This window comes from Blastochloris tepida (assembly GCF_003966715.1).
Lineage (GTDB): Bacteria > Pseudomonadota > Alphaproteobacteria > Rhizobiales > Xanthobacteraceae > Blastochloris > Blastochloris tepida.
The window spans coordinates 1,411,280-1,431,704 of record NZ_AP018907.1; the positions used below are offsets into that span (position 1 = coordinate 1,411,280).

General features: G+C 67.7%; 16 protein-coding genes. 1 reads left to right on the forward strand and 15 read right to left on the reverse strand.

Features of this window, described 5'->3' with window-relative positions; translation table 11 throughout:
- Positions 1 to 34: 34 nt before the first annotated feature.
- The 7 genes from BLTE_RS06515 to BLTE_RS06545 form a co-directional block, all read right to left on the reverse strand.
- Positions 35 to 742: a DUF4376 domain-containing protein gene (locus BLTE_RS06515; RefSeq protein WP_126398645.1), complete on the reverse strand. Its 708-nt coding sequence runs from the start codon at positions 740 to 742 to the stop codon at positions 35 to 37.
- A gap of 10 nt (positions 743 to 752) precedes the next feature.
- A complete protein-coding gene (locus BLTE_RS18450; RefSeq protein ID WP_126398647.1) occupies positions 753 to 1,889 on the reverse strand; it encodes a phage tail protein in 1,137 nt (378 codons plus the stop codon).
- 42 nt (positions 1,890 to 1,931) lie between these two features.
- Positions 1,932 to 2,336 (reverse strand): hypothetical protein, encoded by a 405-nt coding sequence (locus tag BLTE_RS06525; protein ID WP_126398649.1) that lies wholly within the window; start codon positions 2,334 to 2,336, stop codon positions 1,932 to 1,934.
- Positions 2,333 to 3,700: a phage head spike fiber domain-containing protein gene (locus BLTE_RS06530; RefSeq protein ID WP_126398651.1), complete on the reverse strand. Its 1,368-nt coding sequence runs from the start codon at positions 3,698 to 3,700 to the stop codon at positions 2,333 to 2,335. Before BLTE_RS06530 ends, BLTE_RS06525 begins: the two co-directional genes overlap by 4 nt.
- Positions 3,700 to 4,095, reverse strand: a complete 396-nt coding sequence (locus BLTE_RS06535) for a hypothetical protein (protein WP_126398653.1) — start codon at positions 4,093 to 4,095, stop codon at positions 3,700 to 3,702. Before BLTE_RS06535 ends, BLTE_RS06530 begins: the two co-directional genes overlap by 1 nt.
- 66 nt (positions 4,096 to 4,161) lie before the next feature.
- A complete protein-coding gene (locus tag BLTE_RS06540; RefSeq protein WP_126398655.1) occupies positions 4,162 to 8,703 on the reverse strand; it encodes a coiled-coil domain-containing protein in 4,542 nt (1,513 codons plus the stop codon).
- Complete coding sequence (locus tag BLTE_RS06545) at positions 8,703 to 12,350, reverse strand: hypothetical protein (protein WP_126398657.1); 3,648 nt, start codon at positions 12,348 to 12,350, stop codon at positions 8,703 to 8,705. Before BLTE_RS06545 ends, BLTE_RS06540 begins: the two co-directional genes overlap by 1 nt.
- Positions 12,351 to 12,444: 94 nt before the next feature.
- Between BLTE_RS06545 and BLTE_RS06550 the strand changes: the two genes are divergently transcribed.
- The gene (locus BLTE_RS06550) at positions 12,445 to 12,651 is read left to right on the forward strand and encodes a hypothetical protein (RefSeq protein ID WP_126398659.1); all 207 of its coding nucleotides are present in this window, start codon (positions 12,445 to 12,447) and stop codon (positions 12,649 to 12,651) included.
- Here BLTE_RS06550 and BLTE_RS06555 read toward each other — a convergent pair.
- From BLTE_RS06555 to BLTE_RS06590, 8 genes are all read right to left on the reverse strand, one after another.
- Complete coding sequence (locus tag BLTE_RS06555; protein ID WP_126398661.1) at positions 12,643 to 13,203, reverse strand: hypothetical protein; 561 nt, start codon at positions 13,201 to 13,203, stop codon at positions 12,643 to 12,645. The two genes, BLTE_RS06550 and BLTE_RS06555, sit on opposite strands and share 9 nt — an antisense overlap.
- Before the next feature lie 7 nt (positions 13,204 to 13,210).
- Positions 13,211 to 15,376, reverse strand: coding sequence for a phage tail protein (locus BLTE_RS06560; RefSeq protein WP_126398663.1), 2,166 nt, complete (start codon positions 15,374 to 15,376; stop codon positions 13,211 to 13,213).
- A 3-nt stretch (positions 15,377 to 15,379) separates the two neighbouring features.
- A complete protein-coding gene (locus BLTE_RS06565; RefSeq protein ID WP_126398665.1) occupies positions 15,380 to 15,970 on the reverse strand; it encodes a phage connector family protein in 591 nt (196 codons plus the stop codon).
- A 163-nt stretch (positions 15,971 to 16,133) separates the two neighbouring features.
- On the reverse strand, positions 16,134 to 16,391 hold the full coding sequence (locus BLTE_RS06570; RefSeq protein WP_126398667.1) for a hypothetical protein: 258 nt from the start codon (positions 16,389 to 16,391) through the stop codon (positions 16,134 to 16,136).
- Between the two features lie 2 nt (positions 16,392 to 16,393).
- Positions 16,394 to 16,831 (reverse strand): hypothetical protein, encoded by a 438-nt coding sequence (locus tag BLTE_RS06575; protein WP_126398669.1) that lies wholly within the window; start codon positions 16,829 to 16,831, stop codon positions 16,394 to 16,396.
- 18 nt (positions 16,832 to 16,849) lie between these two features.
- Positions 16,850 to 17,791 (reverse strand): major capsid protein, encoded by a 942-nt coding sequence (locus tag BLTE_RS06580; RefSeq protein ID WP_126398671.1) that lies wholly within the window; start codon positions 17,789 to 17,791, stop codon positions 16,850 to 16,852.
- A gap of 23 nt (positions 17,792 to 17,814) precedes the next feature.
- A complete protein-coding gene (locus BLTE_RS06585) occupies positions 17,815 to 18,606 on the reverse strand; it encodes a hypothetical protein (protein WP_126398673.1) in 792 nt (263 codons plus the stop codon).
- Positions 18,607 to 18,826: 220 nt separating this feature from the next.
- On the reverse strand, positions 18,827 to 20,416 hold the full coding sequence (locus BLTE_RS06590; RefSeq protein WP_126398675.1) for a portal protein: 1,590 nt from the start codon (positions 20,414 to 20,416) through the stop codon (positions 18,827 to 18,829).
- Positions 20,417 to 20,425: the final 9 nt, after the last annotated feature.

A 20,425-nucleotide genomic window follows, 5' to 3' on the forward strand; every position in this document is an offset into this window, starting at 1 on the left:
GTAGGCGAAGGGACTGGCGCCGGCAGCGCACTGGTCAGGGTGTGGCCTGCTCGGCGGGCCACCCCTCATCAATATCGATTTCAGACAGGGCGACCTCATCCGGCGCCGCAGCGAGCTCGTCCTTCAAGCTCCTCCGGCGCTGGACGATCCGCGCGTACCAGTCTCCGGCCGAGGCCGCGAGCGCGAGCCCATCGGTCAAGGTCGGCATCGGCACCCGGACGTTTTCGATGGTGATCCAGCCAAGCGCGTAGCTCTCAGGCCAAGAGGCCACTCCAGCCGCAACAGCGATTGCGGTTGCCCCCATGGCCGATAGATCGGAGCGCGATCCATCATCCAGCCTGACGTGAAGCGTCCTGTCGCCAAACGCGACCGGAGCGCCGAGCGCGAGCAAGCTGTCGGCCTTGGCGTTGACGGCAGCAATGAGCGCCGACCGGCGATCTTCGAGCGTCGGCGGCGGGGCAGGCGGCTCGTTCGGCGTCAGGCCAGCCTCCGCCGGGTCGCCGAGGTGCCCGATGACAACGGGCTCGCCGCGTGACCGCCACCACGTCTCGCCACGATGATCGGGCACATGAACCCAGGAGCCGAGAGCCCAACGGCGGGCGTGGCCGGGCTCGGGCGGCGGCGGCTCGCTCGCAACGGCGAATGCCGGGATCAGGTACTGGCCCGGGCATTCGGGGTCGGGATCGGCCACGCCGGTGCCGAGCAGCTCCAGCGTGTTGGGATCGATGTGCCAGATACGCATCGGCGTGGCCTCAATATTTGATGCAGCGCAGGAGGGCGACGTTCTTCGGCCGCGTTTCCGAGCCGCCGGTGGCGCTGGTGGTGATGTCCGCGGTCCGGCGCACGTTGTAGCCGTTGCCGTCCACGTTCACGCCCAAGGAGGTCTGGTTGGGGACGCCGCCGTGCGTGTGAGATTTGAAATCATCTTCCTGATAGCTCAGGAGCGCCCGGCCTGCGTCGATGCCACGGCCGTCATCCCAGCCGCGGCCGAACAGGCCTCGATCGTCCGGAAGGCGGAACGTGGTGGCGCCGTCGCCGGACGAGAACGCTCCGTAATCGCCGGCCAGCCAGGCCGCATCGCTGACCACCCGGCTCGACGCCTGCGCGAAGGTCCACAGCGCGGCATAGGTGACGCGGCTGACGAGGGCGCCGTTCTTCTTGAGAAAGCCGGAGGGCGCCGCCGAGCCGACCGTCTCGATCGTCGTGCCGATCGGCACGCCGTAGGCGCGCGCCGCCGTGGCGAAATCGGTGATGTCGGCGGCAGTGTGGATGTGGCCGTTATTGGACTTCAGAGCCAGGGCATCGGCGATTTCTGTGGACGAGAGCGCGTCGATAACAGACCGAAAATCTGGAGCGTTGAGCGATACGACCAGCGCTTCGCAGAACGGCGAGATGGCGAGCGCTCCCCGGCCCGCGACATTCAGGTTGACGAGCTTCCCAGAGTGCCAACCAAGAAGCAGCCCTTCCTCTGCCGCCGGGAGCACCTGCCCCTCGACGCCGGGGGCCGCGCGCACAAAGCGGCCCAGGAGGTCGTAGAACTCACGCAGAGTTGCCTCGTGAAGGGCGTAGGCGAACTGCCGCGCACGGGCTGTCGATGTGCCCTCCGAGAAAGCGACCTGACCGCGCGGCCGGCGCGCGCCGACGACAGACACGGTGCCGGTCACAGGGTCATCGAAGAACACTCTTCCGGCCTCGGTCGGGAACGTGATGTCGGCGCCGGTCGTGGTCCCGAGCGTCCAACCGCTCGGCACAATGGCGCCGTTAACCCAGACCTCGATGTCATCGGCGCCAAAGAGCGCGAACCCGACATCGACATAATTCGCCGCTGCAACGTTGTAATTCGACTCGCGCGGGGCGTCGGGGATAGTCGGGATCGGCGGTGCTGTCATGATCGCAGGGTGCCCTCAGGGCGGCGTCCCGCAACGCACCGCTCAAGGTGCCGCCGGCAGCACGAACTCGGCCGGCATACCGGCCCACACCGGGCTGATGCACATCGGCAGATCGACGGCGTTGGTGGTGCGCTGGCGGATCACCGCGCCGGTGTCGCGATCGCGCATGGCGATGGCGGCGGGGCTCTCCCACAGCTCCTCGTCGATGCCGGTGGTGGTGGCCACGGCGTAGACGCCGGGGAGGATCGCCTCGGCGGCGTCATAGGCGTAGGTCGGCGCCCCGGTCTCCTCGTCCACGGCGACCACCGGCGGGGTGATCGAGACCGGCGCCAGCACTGTGCGGCCCCCGACGCGCCAAGCCGGCGGTCGCGGCTCATCTTGGCATGGATGTTCCAGCAGCAGAGCATCCATGCTGTCGAACCGTAGCAGGGTGTCGAACTCGCTCATGCTGCATACCTCGCGCTCTCCGTGGTCCCGTCTGCGCTCGTGAGCACGGCGGACCGAATGCCCCACTCGCGCACGACCCCCGTCATCACAAAGCCGCCATCCTCCCGCTGCCCCAGCCCGATCACCGCCTGGAGGTCAGGGGTGGCTGTCCTGTTATGGACCAGAGCAGCGGCGCCGTTGACGTGTAGCCGGTTGTCGCTTGTGTTGCTGCGGTGGTAGGTGGCCACAACGCGGCATGCGACACCCGCGTCCACTCCGGTAGCCGGGCTGAGGACCGAGTAATTACCGTCGCCGTTGGCTGCGACAGCTCGCGGCCCTTTAGCTGTAGTGGCCCGCTGGCGTAGCTCCAGCCGGGTAGTGCCTAGAGAGTCGATACCGAAAAGATAGGCGTCCGAAGGGTAGGTGGTGTCGAGCGACAAGCCGGGCACATGCTCGACTACCAGGGTCCCATTCTCGGGGAAAAGAAGCCACGAGGTCGGACACCGGAAGTCATCAGCGGCGCGGGCGGCGGCGCTTCCGGCAGTCATGATTGGCGAAGAAGCGACAAGACCTGCTTCAACCTGCGGGCAGCCGACACGGATCGTGAGGTCGATGGTGGCGCCAGGGGCGTTGTTGAAGACGAGGATGAGCTGGCCCGTACCGGTGAGAGTGCCCGCGGTCACCGCGACACCAGACTGGCGGTTGTCCACCAGCCGCCCAGGTGCGAAGGTGAGGTTCTGGTTTATGTCCGTCGAGCCGGATGAGAGGTTGTATCGCGTCTTCAGCGTCCGGCTCGTGAGGGACGACGTGGAGCCCCCCACCAAGGTGACGAAGATCGAGGACGCATAGGACGTCCCGGTGACCATACCCGACAGGTTCGACGGCACGACGGTGGCGTAATTGTCGGCATTGGTGCCCCAGAAGCGGACGTCGATATAGGGGATGCCGTCCTCGACACCGATCCCGACCACCTCCTTGGTGAGGCCGGTGCCACCGGAGGTGAACCATCCCGTTGGCAGGGCGCCGCCGGCTCCCAGGACGCCAAGAACGGCCCCTTGAGCCGAGCTGTTGGTTACGAGGTTCGTCGCCGCCGGCTCGATCGTCATGCCGGCATCGGTGATGCGCGGTGCGTTGCTGGTGAACTCGCGCCACACGCCAGCCTTGTCGATGGCCCACCCCGAGCCGGTGCGGGCATAGGTGAGATACCCGAGCGCGATCAGCGTCTCGATCGTGCCTTCGACGACGGCACCGGAGGCGAGCCGCACCATGGCGCGGTTGGTGCCGGGCAGGATGCGCAACACATCGTCGGGGCGATACCAGCGCGCCCGTCCGCTTTGGACGGACAGGCGCGACAGGCAATTGAGCTTGGACAGCGCGTTGAGCATCAGGCGTCGCTCGACGGGGCGTCCACGACGTTGATCCACCACCCAGGCGGAACGGCAATCGGCCAGAACTCGCCGGCCGAAAGGTGCTTCGTGTTCGTGGGGTCAGAGCGCGCCTTGTCCTGGTCGGTGGCTCCGGCCCCAGCGAACGCGGCGTCGGCGGCGGAGGGCGCCCATTTCACATAGAGCGGCCCGCCGAGCGCCTTGAGGGCGCCGATGGTGTCATCGGAGCCGCCATCGGTCGGGACCGGAACCTGGATTCGCGAGCCCTCGGCGAGTTGGCTCGCCGAGGTCGGAACCGTCCCGGCTCCAAAGACGCCGGCCGTCAGCGCCGTGTCGCCACCAAAGCGCATCTTGGCGCCGCCCGACTTCATGAACTCATAGCGCAGAACGGCCATCGCAGCCCCCGTGGTGTCGAGGGTATTGGTCCCCTCGACAAGGTCGCGCCGCAACGCACCGGGCGATCATTGCAGCCCGAGCGCGCCGCTGACGCCTTCCTCCACAGCGTTGAACCCGCGCCGGGCGAACCAGAGGTTTTGCAGCGGGACGAGCTTGCGGCCCCGGGCGAGGTCGCCGGCCGTCATGCCCTCGCCATCGGACAGGCCGAGCTTGCGGCCCATCTCGCTGGTGAGGCCGCCACCCAGGGCGACGGCATGGCCGGCGGCGGTGTAGGACGGCCCCATGAGCTGTTCCATGGCGCTCAGAGACGCGAGGCGCGAGGTTGGACGGTCGGCGCCGATCAGCCGATAGACGTCCATGCTGCCGCGCGACATCTTCGACGCGAAGGTGTTCGCCTCATCGAGCCACCCGAGGAGGCCGCCGCGCTGGATGCCCTCCTTGATCCAGTCCTGCGGGCGCTCCGGCAGCGGTCTTCCCGACGTGCCGGCATAGAGCGCGGCCGACAGCATGCCGAGCGTCACCGACGCGACGAGTCCGGACAGTGTGGCGGCGTCCGCGCGCTGGAGGTTTGCGACCAGGATGCGCTCGGTTGCCGCCGCGGTGAACGCCTTGAACTGCCCGAACACGCCGAGGACGGGGTCGGTCATCCAGAGCGGCTTTTCCATGCCCGGCGTGACGACGGCGATGTCCACCTCCCGCTTGACGGCCGCCTCGAAGTGCAGCCGCGCGGCGGGGTCGGCCCACTTCTCGGTGTTGGGTAGGATGACGCCGTCCTCGATGGTTCCGCCGCCCGGGCCGGACCACTGGTCCCAGATGCGCTTCGCCATGAACTGCGTGTCGATGTTGGACGCATTGAGGTCGGCGATCTGGCGGGCGGTCGCCTTGCCCTCCGCCACGGCCCGGCAGGCCCGCAGGATTTCCGAGCTGGAGACGCTGGCGGCCATCTGCTTTGCGAAGTCGGTCCAATAGGCTTGCAGGTTCGCGAGCTGCATCTTCTCGGCGCCGGCCTGAAGCGCCCGCTCGACGCGGCTCTGCGGCCGGTAGACCGCCGATACCTCGTCCAAGGCGCCGGACCTGGACGCGAGCATGGACTCGACGCAGATGCCCATGGCCCGGAACTGCCGGCGCTGCTCCTTGATCGCCGCCGACCGGCCGACAGAACCCAGCCACGGCCAAAGGGCGTCGCCGAGAACCTTGCCGACGCCCCAGCGGAAGACCGGGCCGGCCATGTCCGCGACGGACGACAGGCCGGCGCCGCCGAGGCTGGTCAGGACGTTGTAATTCTTCACCGCGGCGACCACGCGCGCCGCGCTGCGGACCCACCCCTTGTCGGTCCAGCCGGCCGTGTTGCGGATGCGGTCGCGGAGCGCGACGATGTCGCCCTCGTCCGCCTGGGCTCGCTTGGCGATGGCCTTGCGTCCGGCCTCATCCTTCGCGTTGCGTTGGGCCGCGTTGGCCTCGTCCCTGAGCGACTTGATCCGGTCGGTCAGCATCATGTCGCCGAAGCGCTCGGTCAGCACGACGTCGGGGACGACACCAGCCAGGAAGTTCTTGACGATCAGCTCGGCGTCATTCTCCAGGAAGTCCTTCACCAGCTCGTCAGGGATGGCGAAGGCGCGCCGCGCGAGGCCGATGCGCGGCTCAGCGGCGACCATGCCGGCCCGGCTCTTGACCTGTTCGGCGAACGTCGAGGCGTGGTCGTAGGACAGGCGCCCCTCCGGCCCGCCGACGATGTGGTCCTTGATCTCCTCGGCGAGCGAGCGCAGCTCCTCGCGCGACATGTCCTTCTCGGCGCCCATGATGCGCTTGACGGCCGTCATGATGGTGCTGTCCGCGCTGCGAAGGCGAGGGGCGTCTGGCGCTCGGCCACGGGCGGCCGCAGCCTTGTCGCGGGCCTTGATGGCGGAGATTGCCTCCGCCGCCGAGGTGCCGCGCCATTCCGTCAGGTGCTTCTCAATCTCCTTCCAGACGCGCTCCTCCTGCTGCTGATTGAGCCGCACGGCGTCTTCGAGCAGTTCGCGCATCTGCGTCATGCTCTCGTGCCGATCTTGCAGCGCCTTCCAGCGGCCGGCGGTCGCGCGCTCAGAGACGGCAAGCTCCCGGCGTTGGACCGCCGTCAGCTTCGCCCGGCCGGCGGCGCGCTCGCGCTCCTTGCGGGCGTGGCGGATCAGCTCTCGGGTCCGGGCGATCTGTTCCCGCGTGAAGACGAGGTCGTCGCCGAGGAAGTCCAAGCGGGCCGCGGCCGAGGTCGCCGCGCCGGCCTCCTCCATCCGCGCCAGCTCGCGGTCCAGGTCGTCCAGAGTGGACGCCAGTTCGGGTCTGGACGTGTCGCCGCGGAGGAACAGGGCGACGTCCTTCACGCTCTCCGGCTGGAAACCCTCATGCGACATGGCCTCGCCGATGATGTCTGCGGCGTCCTGCGCCTCGGCGGCCACCCGGTTGCGGCCCGAGCGCTGGAGCGCCACCCACTCCTCCGGGTCCTGTCCGCGGGCGGCGGCGTCGATCAGGTCCAAGACCTCGTTCGGCTCCAGCGGCCGGCCGACCTGCAAGACTTCGAGCCCGAGCTTTTCGCCCCATTCGTCGAGGCCGCGCCCCTTCGAGTTGATGAGGCCCGGCGCCTTGTTGCGCCCGCCGAGGATGCTCAGGACGTCCTCGCCGGGGTCGTAGACGCCGCCCTCGCGGGCGATGTAGGCGAGGAACTTCTTCTCGCGGAACGGCCGGCGCTTCCCGGCCAGGATTTCCGCGGCCATCTTCATCGAGGCGCCGGAAACGAAGGCGTCAAGCTCCGCCTTCTCCGCCTTCTCCAGCTTGGATTCCGTGACCTGTTCGGCCTTGGCCTCCTTGGAGAGCGCCTTGTAGTCGGCCTCAAGCTGATCGAGCAATTCCCGCTGCGGCGATCCGGGAGCCACCTCCGCCTTCATGGCGGTGATGAACTCCGAAAGCTCGCTATCCATCTCGGCGAGCGAGGCCGCGCGCTCGTCAAGGAGGTTGCTCCGGCGCCCCTCCTGCCGCTCGCGCACAAGCATCTCTTGGACGCGGCCGAACATCTCCTGTTCGCGCTTTTCCAGCGTGGCGAGCCGGCCGCGCAGCTTCTTGGTCGCCGCCTCGGTCTGCTGGCGCTGCCCGTCCAGGCCGATGATTCGGCCCTGAATGTCCCGCTGGCGCGCGTGCTCGCCACCAAGCCAATCGGTGATGATCTCCACCAGACGCGGCCCGTTGGCCTCGATGGCCTCCCTGTTCCACACGCGCGGCCAATAGGAGAGCGCGGTCTCGACGTTGATGTCCTCGTCCTTGAAGATGCCGGCCGCCGCCGCGCGCTTCTTCCAGGGCTCAAAGACGAGGCGCCGCACGTCGACCGCGGCCTTGGCGACCTGGGGGATTTCGTGCTGGTCGCCGTTGCGGCCGGCGTCAGAGACGGCCTCCGCGAACTCGCGGAAGGTCATCCGCTCATCGCCGGAGCCCATCATACGGCCGAGAGCCGCGCGCTCGCGCGCCAGGATGCCCACATCGCCGCCGCGGTACTCCTTCCACGCTGCATCGAGCGCGTCCATGGCAGCGACCGTGATCTGCTTGCGGGCCAGATCGACCTCGGCCGACACCGGCACGCCGTTCGACGTCGGGCGCCCCTCCCAATTCTGGGTGAACTCGTAGGGGACCTCGGCGAGGTCGGCCAGCAGGCGGCGCGACTCGGCCAGATCGGATGTCACCAGCCTTTGGACGGGGCCGAGCTTCCCGCCGACCGCGCGCGCGGTGTCTTCGACCGCCGATCCGGCGCCGGGGATTTTGCTCAGGACGGTCGGCGTCGTGACGAGGTCGCGGGCTTCCGTCGCCGCCGCGCCGGCAGGCTGCGCGAGCCCGGTGGCGGCCGAGGCTCCAGGCTCCACCATTTTGTTGACGCCACCAAAATGGTCGCCAGCCGCCTCGCCGCGCATCGGGGCGAGGTCAGCCTCCAGCTTGGACGCGATGGCGTCCCGCTCCACGCGCGACAGCAGTGCGGACGCCCCGGCCCCGAGGACGCCGCCGAGGATCGTGCCGGCAGAGACGTTCAGCAGCGCGTCCTCCGGCGTCCGCGTCACCTGAAACGCCTGCATCAGCGCCTCGTTGGCGACACTTTGGACGGCCCCGGCCGCAGCGCCGCTGGCCGCCGAGCGCATCAGCGCCTCGCGCATCTTCACCGAGCGGTAGATAGCGCCTCCGGGCAGGATGAGCGTCGGATCGACAAGGCCCATGCCAAGGCCCGCGATGACGCCCGGAATGCCGGCGGCGGCGAGCGTCCGCTTGTCGCGCTCCTCCGCCTCGATCCGCGACTTGATCTGCTGCGTCTCGGTGCGGGAGCGCGAGCCGGCGAACTCATCGGTGTGGCCCAGCAGAATTCGCGTTCCGGAGACGCTGGGGTCATCCTCCACACGATAGTCAGGCTCCGCCGCCGGCCGCTGGATGCTCGCTAGCCACGCGAGGCCGGCTCCAACCGGGGATGCCTCACGGAACGCGGCGCCAAGCACCTCCCCGGCCGAAGGGCTGGCCGGCTCCTGGGGGCGCTCGCCCATCGGATAGGACATGAGGGTCCGGGTGTATGCAGCATCCTCGCTGTCGGGTGTGAACGGCATCACGGCCTCAAGATTGGAAGCGGCCTCCCGGCCGCATCGAGACTGGTGGTCGTCGCATCGAAGCGACGCTTGAAGTCGCGCTCCTTGGCGATGCTGGCGTCGGCCATATCGAGCGCGGCGGAGATGTCCGGCGACCAGCGCATCGGCGCGCCGTTGGCGTCGGTGACAAGCTCTGGTCGGCCGGAGGCGTCCTTCCTGACGACCAAGTAGGACGGCGGCCGGGCGAGCTTCAGCGCCTCCCGGTAGTTGTTGCCGGTGGCGGCAAGGGCGCGCTGCCACTCTCCGACACGCGCGTCCATACCGGGGGCGGGGATGAGCGACGCGACGCTGACATTCGGCTCGTCGCGAGGAACAACGCGCTCCTGCGCGGGGTCAAGGGTGAGGCGGTTCTTGGCGCGGATGTGGTCTGCCACCTCTCGACGCTTGGCGCGGGCCTTCTCCTCCTCGGCCAGCCACGCCTCATGCTCGGGCGTGCCGGCGGGCGGCTCCGGCACGCCGCGCTCGCCGAGGTCGCGGCGGAGCTGTTCTGCGATCCAATCCGTCTTTCCATCCACCGCCGGGAAGTATTTCTCAGGCGGGAACTTCATGATGACGCGCCCGCCGGTCGCGGACGAAACGCCCCAGGCCCGGCCGATGAGCTGGTCCGCCGCCTTCTTGGCGGCCGATGCGTCACCGAGGACGCCGAACTGCTCCTTGAACAGGTCGCGGTATTCGGCCTCAAGCTGGAAATTCTGGCCGCCGTAGGTGGTCGGAGCATCAGGGGCGCTCCGAAGCGCCGGGAGGAGGAACGACCCGCCCGTCAGAATGCCGCGGTCGTCCACCGCGCGAAGGGCTTGGTCGGCGATCTGCTGCGTCAGGTTGGATTTTCCGAACGTCGCCTTGATGGCCGCCTCAGCCGCCTCGTCCCGGTCTTTCATCGCGGCTTGGCTGAGGATCGGCTGCTCTTGGACCCGCTTCTGAAGGTTCTCCGGCGTCTCATAGACCAGCCCGGAGCGCCACGACGCCAGCTTCTTCTCGACATCCTCGGCGAACACCTGCCGGAAGGTGTCAGGGTTGCGCTGAAACATCTGGTCGAGCGCCGACATGCCGGCGAGGAACAGAGGACCGCTGCGTTGATTGACGAAGCTGGCCGCGGCTTCCTTGAACTCCTTGGACCCGACCGTCGCCCAGAACGACTGATCGTCCAAACCCGCCAGCGCCGACATGGTGGCGGTGACGGCGCCGGGGTTGCCCGAGCGCATCGCCGACAGCAGCATATCGCCCTCGCCGGGCCGAAATAGGGGCGAGCGAACCGGGACGCCCTGGCTCTGCGCAACCTTCGCGGCGAACGCCGCCCGGTCGGCGAGCTGGCCCCGCAGGGTGCTCACGCTCGAAAAGTCGAGAGGCCGCGTGGCGCGCTCCGCCAGCGCCCGGTCATCGCCCAACCAGAACATCGACTGGCCGAAGCCGATGATGTCGGTCTTGAGCTGTTCATTCATCTGGCGAGCGTGCGTCTGGGCGTGCTCGACCATTGTCGCCAGCAGCTCGCCGCCGCCGTTCTTGAATTGCTCCTTCAGCGCGTCGATGTAGCGCTGCCGGCCGGCCTCTCCCGAAAAGACCTGGCCCTGACCATCCGGGCCGGGCGCCGCCGGACTCATATCGATCTCGACCTGATACTTGGACGCAGCGTCCAGGAACCGTCGCTTCTCGTCCTCAGTGCCGACCGCGCCGAGCACGTTGGCATAGGTCGCGACGTCGGACTGCGTCATGCCGCCGCCGCCCTTCGTCATGGTGGCGATGATGTCCGGCAGGCTGGCCTTGATGGCGCCCTTGAGGTTGGCGCGTTGCGCCTCCAGGAGGAGCTTGGACGCCATATCGCCGCCGGCAATCGCCGGCGCAGCGTCGCCGGTCGGAGCCGGGCCGGACAGGCCGCCGGCCGGGTCGCCGCCGAATTTGGCGATGCGCCGCTCCATATCGGCCTTCACCGACTGGACGAGGTTGCCGACCGTGCCGGCGTTGCGGACGTGCGGGTTGCCGGAGAGCACCTTGTCGGCGAGGTTGCCGAACGTCGCGCGCACCCACGCCTCGACCGGCGTTCCGCCCTGGCCGGCGGCGTCCAGGCCGATCATGCTCGCGGCGCCGGCCGGACCGAAGTGGTGGGCCAGATAGACCTCGGGGAGCGACGGCTGGCGGCCGATGCGGCCGGCGAGGTCTTGGCCGATGTCTGCGGCGTAGCGGTTCCAGGCTCGCGTCTGATCGTCCAGGCTGGACGCCTCGGTGATGCCGTACTTGGTCCGCAGCTCCCTGGTGAACTGAAAGGCCCCGCGAATCGTGCCGGTGCCGCCTTCGTTCGGCTTGAAGCCGCTCTCCCGCTCGGCCACAGCGAGCGCGAAGGGTGCGTTCCCGCCGCCGGCCGCCGTGACCGCGGCGATGCGCGCGGCGGCGCCGCCGGCCGGGATGTCGCCCGACGTGCCGGTGAGGGTGCCGATCAGGCGACGCGTCATCTCGGCGCGCTCGGCGAGCGGCAGGTTGCGGTAATCGCGCATCGACTGGACGACGGGCGCCAGCGCAATCAGGGCGGTGTGCGTCCTGGCGTCGCCGTTCTTCATCGCCCGGGTGGTGAGGTCTCGCAGCCGATCATCCGAGATGTCCTCGCCGTCCTTGAGGAACAGACCCTTCACGGCATCGAACTCGTCGCGGATGCCCTGGCGCTCGACCAAGGCTTCCGCCTTGTGCTCATTCAGTACGCCGCGGGCCAGCGTGTAGAAGCGATGGCGCTCCTTCGCATCCAAGCCGAGCGACTGGTCCGTCAGAAGCTGCTCGGGGATTTTCTCGGCCTCGGCCCAGCCCTTCTCTTTGAGGACGCTCCGCGTCTGCGCAACGACCGTCGCGCCGCCGAGCCGGCCGGAGAGCTGGGCATTGCGGGCCGCGACAGCCTCGTCCGTTTCGCCGAACAACGGGTTGGCGACCAAGTCCCTGTTGACCTGTTCGAGGTCGGCGAGCGTCTTCTGGTATTCCGGGGAGCCGGCGCCGCCGGTCGCCGCCAGACTCTCCGCCTGATCCTCCAGGAGGGCGCGCTGCGCGTCCAGGCGCTGCTTGCTGAGGTGGGTGTCCCGCGTGAACTTCTCGTTCATCAGGCCGGTGAAGTGCCCGGTCACGAGCCCGCCGAGGATCTGCTGCGCGGGCGCCCTGAAGACGGGGTCCTGGCTCTCAAGGAGCTTGTCGCTGTAGGCCTTCGCCGCCGCCTGAAAGCCGGCCGGGTCGTCTATGTGTTCCTGCCGCATCTGGGCCAGATCGGCCCGCGCCTTGCCGTCCAGGGCGGCAAGGAGGCCCATCTTGGCCGCCCGGTTGTAGGCGACGCCGGCCGGGCCGGTGAAGGGCGGGGCGCCATCGGCGCGCGGCGTGCCGTCCTCGCCGATCTGGACCGCCCTTGCGCCGGCCGTCTCGGCATAGCCAACGGCCGCGTCCATCAGGCCCTCGCCGAGCTGGTCGAGGTTGAGGGACAGCATCTTGAATGGGGCGACGACGTCCGGCACGCCCCGCATGGGGGCTTGTGTGGAGAGGACGTCGCGCTGCGGGATTTCGGGAAGCTTGACCATGCAGCCGACGATGTGAGCAGATGCCGCGGGCGGCAACGCACCACCGAAAGGGGCCGGGATGCCTTTCATCTCTGAGGCTGACGATCTGGCATACACCAGAACGCTTGTGACCGAACCTATGGGTCGCCCATTGGAGCCGGCCGGGTTCGACTGGGAGCCGGTCGTGGCCGCCGCTGTCGACCTTGCTATCGTCGCCGGGGCCATTGCCCTGATGTGGCGATACCGGGCCCGGATCGGAGCCGCCGCGGTCTACACCGCCGCGCTGGCGCTCAACGCTGTGCGGGACTGGCGGAGCGCGGCTGACCGAGCCGCCGAGATCATCCGGCAGCGCGCCGATGCGCTGCGGGAAAAAGGCGGTGGGTCAATATAGCGTCCCAAGCTTTGTCGCGTCTCCAAGGCCGCTCCCGCCGCCTCCATACCCTGAGCTGCCAAGGCTCAGGAAGTTGCCGACAGAGCCGAGTGTCGCTCCGAGCATGGCGAGCCTGGATGTTGAGCGCGCAGTCTGGTAGCCGAGCTGGCCGTAATACCGTCTGAGCTTCGCGTCAGCCCGATCCTCCGCCGCCTCGCGCCGAAAGTTCTGCTCGGCAATCATGCGCTGGCGGGTCGAGTCCTCCGTCGCCTTGTCGAGAAGCGCGATGCCGGTCGGGCTATCCGGGTCGGCCCCGGCCGTGGCCCGAACGAGACGAATCCCGGCCAGCGTCTTGTTCAACTCCTCGCGGAACTGGACCGAAGTCTGGGAGCCCTTCAGCTCCGCGACCTTGGCTGCGCGCTCCAGCTTTCCCGCCTCGATCTGGGAGACCATGTCCTGGTTGATGGCATTCAGCTTCGCTGCCTGACTGGTGCCGGCGGCATTGATGAACGAATTGGCCGATTTCGCAGCGGTGGCGCCGATCGTCATCATGGCTGCGGTTTCGATGCCCATATCGGCCTCACACAGTAATTTCGGCGGTGAACTCAAGGATGGCGACGCGGCCGGCCAGCGGCTGGCGCAGTGATGTCCTGGGGTCGAAGTCTCGCCCGATCATCCGGCGCCGCAGCGACCGAATGGACGTCGGGGCCTCCACGGTATGGTCATCGCTGTCACGATGGGCCGGGAAAATCTGCCCATCAAGCTCGACGTTCTGGTTGCCGCGGATGGTCCATTGGACGCGCGCGAGCTTGTGGCGTCGCATCCGCTGCTTCACGCTCTGCCCCTCGCCGGAACGGTGAATGAAGGGCTCGACATCCATCGTGAAGCGCCGGCCGGCAACCTCATCGCCGCTGAACTCGTCCTGGGGAAGGACGACGAGGTTCCCGGTCGCATCAACATCGCGCTCCCCGAGGTCGAGCGCTCCTCGCCTGACGACGACCGCTGCTCCGGCGTAAAACCACAGCGGACCAAATCCAACCGGCCGCTGCGCGTCCAATGCGGGGGCAGCCTCAAACGCCGGCATTTCGCCGTCCAAGTAGGAGTCGCTGCTGACGGTCTCGCAGGCGTACCTTGTCGCGCCGGCAATGTCGTAGCTGGCGACGACCGTCGCGCCCGCCACGCGCGCGGATACCCACACCGCCCGGCCGGAGCCGGACCACGGAAACCACCCGACGAAATCCTCGCCGCGGATGTACCTGCCGACAGCCATCGTGCCATCGGCGTTGACGACGTAGATGTAGCGCTCAGGATGCTGGTCACGACCGGACGTGACCGATAGCGCGACGGGCGTCTTGATGATGAGGGTGTGGTGCTCGCTCAGGTCGGCGAGCATGTACGGGCGCGCCGTGACGCCGGTCGCGATCAGACCGTAGACGCGCGTCGAATTGGCGTCCACGAAGACGACGCCCTCCGCAGTCGATTGCGGCTGGACCAGGGACGATCCAATGACGTCGATCAGCCGAAACTCAATGGACCCTGGGCGGATCGGGTTGTCCGCGCTCACGGGGATGTAATAGCAGGACGTGTCGGTGAGCACGAACTGGTCCATACCGCCAAGGACGTGGATGACGCGCGCCTCGCCGGGCATCGTCTCCAGGATCGCGTCCGTGCTTTCGGCGCCGACATAGAAATCCTTCGGCTGCTGAAGCGCGCTCCAGGCAATGGCGTTCGGGACATCCCGAAAGCGGCAAAAGATCAGGCGACCTCCGTCCACAGATACGCTGGCCGGCCAGCCGTGGACGGCCCCCATCATTTCCTCGTCCCACTCGGTCGTAGCTGCCGGCGACGCCGCGGTCGCGACCGCTGAAATCGCCGAGCTGGCATTCGGCCCGGCGAGCTTTTCGCCGACCGTGAACCCGGTCCAATCCTCAGCGACGACCGTCACGACATTGCCAGAAACCGCCGCAACCTGCCCCCTCACGCTTGACGTGAGCCCTTCGACGGTATCGCCAATCGCGTAGCCGGCGCCGCTGGCCACCGTCACGTTGTACGTCCTGGCCAGCAACTCAGTGATGTTCGCGGTGGCCGAGCCGCCGCCGGGAGCAACAGCCGTGACCACCAACTCACTATCCAGGTAGCGCAGACGCGCGCCGACGTGCGCCGCTGTGAGGACGCCAGAGGACGAGAACGTTACCGTGATTCCAGCCCCGGAATAGGCGCTCGGGGTCATCGTGACGCCGCGGGCAGCGTGCCGGTAATACGGTTGCTGAAGGGCGCCGTTACGCCTCGTGTCGAAGGCGAAATCCTCACAGCTCCACGAGCTTCCGTCGTTGTTGAAGGTCACCAGCTTCGGGCGGTTCCCCCTGTAGACGATCACGATCTGGTAGCCGATGCGCGCCCACTCGATCTCTCGCACATCGGAGGCCGTCGCGCCGGCCCACGGCATCGAGGAAAACGTCTGGACGAGGAGACCGTCAGCATTCCTGATCGTGAGCTTTCCGTCCGAGAACGCGAGCCGGAAAACCGCGCCGGACGGAACGCGGATGTCATCGACTCGCAACTCGCCGGCGAACAGCATCTCGCGTCCAGGGCGCGTTTCAATGGCACCCGCTGCTGTAGATCGAGCGTTCAGGGCTGAGCGCAGGCCGGACGCCCTGATTTTGAGCGCGTCGTTCCTCAACGCCCAGATGTCGATCTGCCCGGCCGCGAAATTCGTTTGGACGGTGACTTCCTTCTGGATGGTCATGGATCACGCTCGCCGGCCGTGCCCGCGCCGATGACGCAGAAGGTTCGAGACGAACATGGCGCGGCGCGGCTCCTCCTGGTCTGAGCGCGTTCTGACCGCAGCCAGAATTTCCTCCGCGTCCCGCGCGCGGCGCCGAGCCTCGTCCGGGTCTTCGTTCAGCGCCCGGTACAGCCTCGATTCGATGGAGACGCTGAGGGCTTCAACGAAGCCCGCCGGCCACTTATCGTCGCCGGGGTTGCGGATGTAGACCGCCGTCAGCGGTTCGGCGAAGTTGGCGCAAATCGCGTCACCGAAGATGGCGTAGTCCGTGACAAGCGCGGTGCCGCTCAGGATCGCCTCGATATGCAGGCAGTCGGCCGGCCGCGCGTGAGCGTAATCCCAGCGCGGGTCCGGAGATGAGGGGAGGCGCGCCATGACAGACGTGGCCTTGGCGAATTTCCAGGGGTGACGCTCAAGCGTCCAAGCGAGCGCCCCCTCGAACGCGACGTCGGCCGCCACCCATTCGTCCGACCCGTCATATTCGACCTGGACACCGTTGTTGCCGGTCGAGATGAGCGCGTCGTTGATGATCTTGAGCTTGTTGAGCGTGAGCATGGTCGGACCATCACGCTTGCCGTCATGCGCGGCAACGCACCGCCCAAAAGGAGAGGGCCGCCAGTTTCCCGGCGGCCCTGGTGTTTGGTAGCGGGTGTCGGACTTGCACCGACCTTGCTCCCGGGTATGAGCCGGGCGAGACGACTATCGCCTCCCACCCGCGTCAGCTTGCGCCGGGGTCCTCGCCAGCGGCATCGCCGGCAGCGTCTCCGGCGGGCGGTTCAGGCTCCGGCACCGGCTTGAATTTGAGGGTGGGGCGGGAGGGCTTCGCAGCAGGCGCTTCCGCTGCCTCAGGCTTCGGCTGGCGGTAGCCCCACTCCAGCGGCGAGGTCCGGACGATCTCGGCGGCGTCGATCGAGAACACCTCAATCGGCGCTGCGCTGGGGTCCTTCTGGTGGTAGAGCGTGGTTTTGATCGGCATGGTCAGATGCTCGCATCCGGCGCACCAAACGCCGTGTAGGTGATGGACGGCGTTGTGCCAGCGCAGACGGTGTAGACGCGCAGGTAGGGGTAGGTGACGTCCGCCTGCTGATTCGTGAAGAACAGCTCGTAGCGGCCGGCCACGCTGTCCTTGGCGCCGGCAAGGCGGGCGGCGGACTTGCCGAGATCGAGGACCGCGAGGTTCTCGATGTTGGACGCGAACGTCGGACTGGTCGAGCCCTGGACGACGATCTTGTACGCCTCGTCCGAGGACGAAATGTCGATGGCCGAGACGTCAACGACCATCGTCGCGTCCACGCGCGCGGCGCCTACGTCGATGATCTTGGCCGCGCTCGCCACCTGCGCCGCCGCCGAAGCGGTGACGGCGTAGGAGTCCTTGAACAGGAACTCGGCGTCGAAGTTGTAGAACTTGGAGCCCACGGAAACCTCCCTTCGACGTTACGCGACGATGGCGGCGTCTTTCACGCCCCACAGCCGGCACACGCCGTAATCGTGCTCGTCAACGATGCCCACATCCCAACTGACGTGGGTGCGGTAGACCGGCTTCGTACCGGTGAGGACGCGGCCAACATCCTCGGCGCCCATCTCCTTGAGCTGGATGCCGCGCACGCGGTCGCCGCCAAGGGCGACAACGTAGATGGACGCGCCGGTCGCGCCGCCGCCGGGGCACGCCTCGGTGAACGGCATGAACGTCGCGTGCTTGTCCGGCTCGTAGCCGAACAGGATGGGGATGCCGGCGTAGGAGGTCTTCGGCCGGCCGATGTCGTCCCAGGTCTGGGTGACGAAGCCGGTCAGGTTGGTGTTGCGCGCGGCGGCGATGAAGCGCGGGCGCATGGCCAGCGGGGCGATGATGTATTTGCGCCCGGTGCCGGCGTTCACGCGGTTGATGGCCTCATCGAGCTTCGAGAGCGACAGCGCGTCGCCGCCGGAGGTGGAGCCAGCAGCCAGCTTGCGGTTGGAATACTGATCGCACCGCTTCTGGAGGCCGGAGAACTCGCGCGGGTTCGTGGTGTTGTCGCCCTTGATGAAGGTGTCCAGGAACAGGCGGCCGAGCGCCGTCATGGCCAGAGCTTCCTCGCGAGTGCGGCGCTCCATGCCATTGCGGCGAATGATGGCGTCGTCCACGTCAATGTCGTGGTCAACGACATAGGTCGCTTCCTGGTAGGTCTCGACGCGGCCAAGGCCGGAGGTCGAGTTTTCATTGATGCCGCGGAAGGCAACGGACGGCAGAGCGGCCGACTTGGTGCCCTCGTAGACGGGGCCGGTCAGGCCTTCGAACGGAAGCGCTTCGAGGACGTCCGAGGAGCGGGCGAACATCTCGATATAGGGGACGTTGGCCTGCCCGGCCGGCGCGCCCTTGGCGTATTCAACAAGCGTCATAGTCGGCATTGGTCAGGCCCTCGTCACTTCGCGCCGGCCGCGCGGCGATTGAAATCGATCTTCTGTTCGGGCGTCATGGCCGCCCACTGCTCGGCAGAGACGCCGCCGCCGGAGCCTCCGCCGTTGGCGGATGTCGGAGAGCCGGAGCTTTTCAGCCGACCCTCAAGCAAGGCCTCGAAGACCTCGACGAGAGCGCCCGCGCCAGCGGTATCGAAGACAGGCGTCAGTCGCTTCAGGGTTTCGGCGCCGAACTGCGCTCCAATGGCGTTGGTCACCGCGCCGACGCGCTCAGCAGCGCGGTCGCCAAGGCTCTTGAACTCGGCGGCAAGCACAGCATCCTGCGCAGCGATCTGACTGGACAGAGCCTTGGCGTAGGTACCGCTGAGGCGCTGGAAGTCGGCGTTGGTCATCCCGGCTTCGTGGGCGATCTTCTGGAACTCCTGAAGGACCGGGTCGTCCTTGTTGACTTTCCAGGCGTATCCCTCGGGAAGCTTGAGATCAGCAGGAAGGTCGAGGGTGTATTCGCCCGGCGCCTTCGGAATCTGCGCCTTGCGCTCTCCGTCCAAGCGGGCGACCTCCTCAAGCTCGGCGAGGCGCCCAGCGAGGTCATCGAGCTTGATGGTGCCGGCGTCGGCGTCCCAAAACTGCTCGGGCAGCTTCTCGGGGCGCGCGGGCTTGTCGCTGCCCGCGGCGCCGGCAGGCGGGTCACCCTGCCCGGAGGCGGGCAGACCGGCCGCCGCGCGCGGCGGGTCGGATGCCTGAGACGTCGGGGTGGGCTCCGGGGTCGGTTCGGTTGCCGGGGACGGGACGAGCACGCGAAATATCCTCTGCGAGGCGAATTAGACGCGTCGCCAACCTCCGCTCGCCGGTCATGTCGTGCAACGCACTGCTGGGGACGTCGGCGGACGGGACGCTCTGGATGACGCTCATCAGCAACTCACGCGCTGCCGGCCACGCCGGGGACGATCCGATCACGCCCCACGCCGCTTCGATGTCTTCTCGCGAATAGTCTGCCACGAGCGTCCCCTTGAGAGATCAGGATTGGAGAAGGGCGCCCTGGTCCTGTTGGACGCCGGGCGCGGCGCCGCCCGTGAGCTGGCTCATCTGGGCGACGGCGGTCTCGATGTCCTCCTTGGAGCGGAATTCGACGATGGTGTCGCCGATCTTCTCCTTGAGGTTCTTCAGCGTCTTCGCGCCGTCCACCGTGACCTTCCACTCCTCGGGGAACAGGCCGCCGCCGATCTCGCCGAGGCGTGCGGCGTTGGACACGTCCTGCATGTCCTGCGCGCGCTGCGCCGGATTGTCGGGGATGGTGCGGACGGTGCCGACGCCGGCATCGACGGGCTGGATGCGGCCGGCCTTGGTCGCGAGAAACGCGAAGCGGTCCCAGACGCCAGCGGCGAACTCGGACCAAAACACGCGGCCGGGCGTGCCGATGCGGCGCTGCGTCAGCGCAATCTCATCCGTCCACTGCGTCGCGGTCGGCGGCGTGTCGCCGCGCTGCTCCGGCTTATCAACGAAGTGCAGGCGCTTCACGCGGCGCTCGCGCTCCTGGACGTCGAAGTAGCCGGCGTCCAATCCGGTCGGCTCGTAGATTTTCTTGATGGCCTTCTCGTCCCCCGGCCGTACCGGATAGGCCATGCCGCTCTCGATGCCACCCTCGACGTTGACGAAGGCGTCGTCGGGGTAGGTGGTGGGCGGGGCAATCGAGAAGTCCACCGCGCGGATCAGCTCGGTCGCGAGCTTGTCAACGTGGCGCAGATCGGGCAGGGCCTTCATGGTCGGACCCCAGCCGAAGGCGAACTCGGGCAGCGGGGAGAAGCGCCCGACAATCAGTGGGCAGGAGCCAACGCCCTCGATCTGCCTGTGATCGGCCAGCTCTCCGTCCAGAAGCAGAACATGCGTCCAGACGACGGTATCGCGGCGCGACCAGTCGCGCCACCAGCCCCACACGCACTCGACGGTGGCCTGCGACCGGCTGGACCGCCCGAACGCGCTCTCGACCTTCGCGGCGACTTTCGCTGGCCAGAGCTTCCGCGGCACGACGCCTTCGAGCTTGCCGGCCGAGACAACGTCCACCAGGAAGCGGTCATCGACCTTGCCGTCCGGCCCAAGATTGATTTCGAGCTTGCGGAGCGGGATTCCGCGTACGGTCGGCGGGTCGTAGAGGCGATCCATCTCGATCAGCACGGCGACCGTGCCGATACCGATGTCTGGCGGGAAGCTCTTGGAGATTTCCTCGTAGAAAGTCGACTGGAGGATCAGCGCGCGGATGGTCTTGTCGCCATCATCAAGCGTGGCTTGGGCCTCGTTCGCAACGCTCCGGTCCACTCCGGGCGCAGGGACGATGGACCGGCTGGCCCACTGCTGCGTCTCCGGCAGGAACGTCGAAATGACCATGGTCGCGAAGTCATCGCAGACCTCGGGTCCAAGGCTCGTGTTCAGGTCGCTGTCCGCGGTGGAGGCGTCGCCCGGCGCTGCGCTCTGAAGCGACGAAGCCCGGGGCGGAACCGTGAAGCGGTAGCACTCCTCGATGTCCGGCAGGAACTTCGCCTTCATCTGCTTGGCGTCGGCGAGGCGCGCCTTCGCGTCATTCGTCCGCTGCTTCTCAGCTTCCATAGCCATTTGCCCGCC

What these genes read in the sequence shown, in the direction of transcription:
- BLTE_RS06515 (WP_126398645.1), bottom strand. Translation starts at nt 742, where the DNA reads ATGCGTATCTGGCACATCGATCCCAACACGCTGGAGCTGCTCGGCACC.
- BLTE_RS18450 (WP_126398647.1), bottom strand. Translation starts at nt 1,889, where the DNA reads ATGACAGCACCGCCGATCCCGACTATCCCCGACGCCCCGCGCGAGTCG.
- BLTE_RS06525 (WP_126398649.1), bottom strand. Translation starts at nt 2,336, where the DNA reads ATGAGCGAGTTCGACACCCTGCTACGGTTCGACAGCATGGATGCTCTG.
- BLTE_RS06530 (WP_126398651.1), bottom strand. Translation starts at nt 3,700, where the DNA reads ATGCTCAACGCGCTGTCCAAGCTCAATTGCCTGTCGCGCCTGTCCGTC.
- BLTE_RS06535 (WP_126398653.1), bottom strand. Translation starts at nt 4,095, where the DNA reads ATGGCCGTTCTGCGCTATGAGTTCATGAAGTCGGGCGGCGCCAAGATG.
- BLTE_RS06540 (WP_126398655.1), bottom strand. Translation starts at nt 8,703, where the DNA reads ATGCCGTTCACACCCGACAGCGAGGATGCTGCATACACCCGGACCCTC.
- BLTE_RS06545 (WP_126398657.1), bottom strand. Translation starts at nt 12,350, where the DNA reads ATGAAAGGCATCCCGGCCCCTTTCGGTGGTGCGTTGCCGCCCGCGGCA.
- BLTE_RS06555 (WP_126398661.1), bottom strand. Translation starts at nt 13,203, where the DNA reads ATGGGCATCGAAACCGCAGCCATGATGACGATCGGCGCCACCGCTGCG.
- BLTE_RS06560 (WP_126398663.1), bottom strand. Translation starts at nt 15,376, where the DNA reads ATGACCATCCAGAAGGAAGTCACCGTCCAAACGAATTTCGCGGCCGGG.
- BLTE_RS06565 (WP_126398665.1), bottom strand. Translation starts at nt 15,970, where the DNA reads ATGCTCACGCTCAACAAGCTCAAGATCATCAACGACGCGCTCATCTCG.
- BLTE_RS06570 (WP_126398667.1), bottom strand. Translation starts at nt 16,391, where the DNA reads ATGCCGATCAAAACCACGCTCTACCACCAGAAGGACCCCAGCGCAGCG.
- BLTE_RS06580 (WP_126398671.1), bottom strand. Translation starts at nt 17,791, where the DNA reads ATGACGCTTGTTGAATACGCCAAGGGCGCGCCGGCCGGGCAGGCCAAC.
- BLTE_RS06590 (WP_126398675.1), bottom strand. Translation starts at nt 20,416, where the DNA reads ATGGCTATGGAAGCTGAGAAGCAGCGGACGAATGACGCGAAGGCGCGC.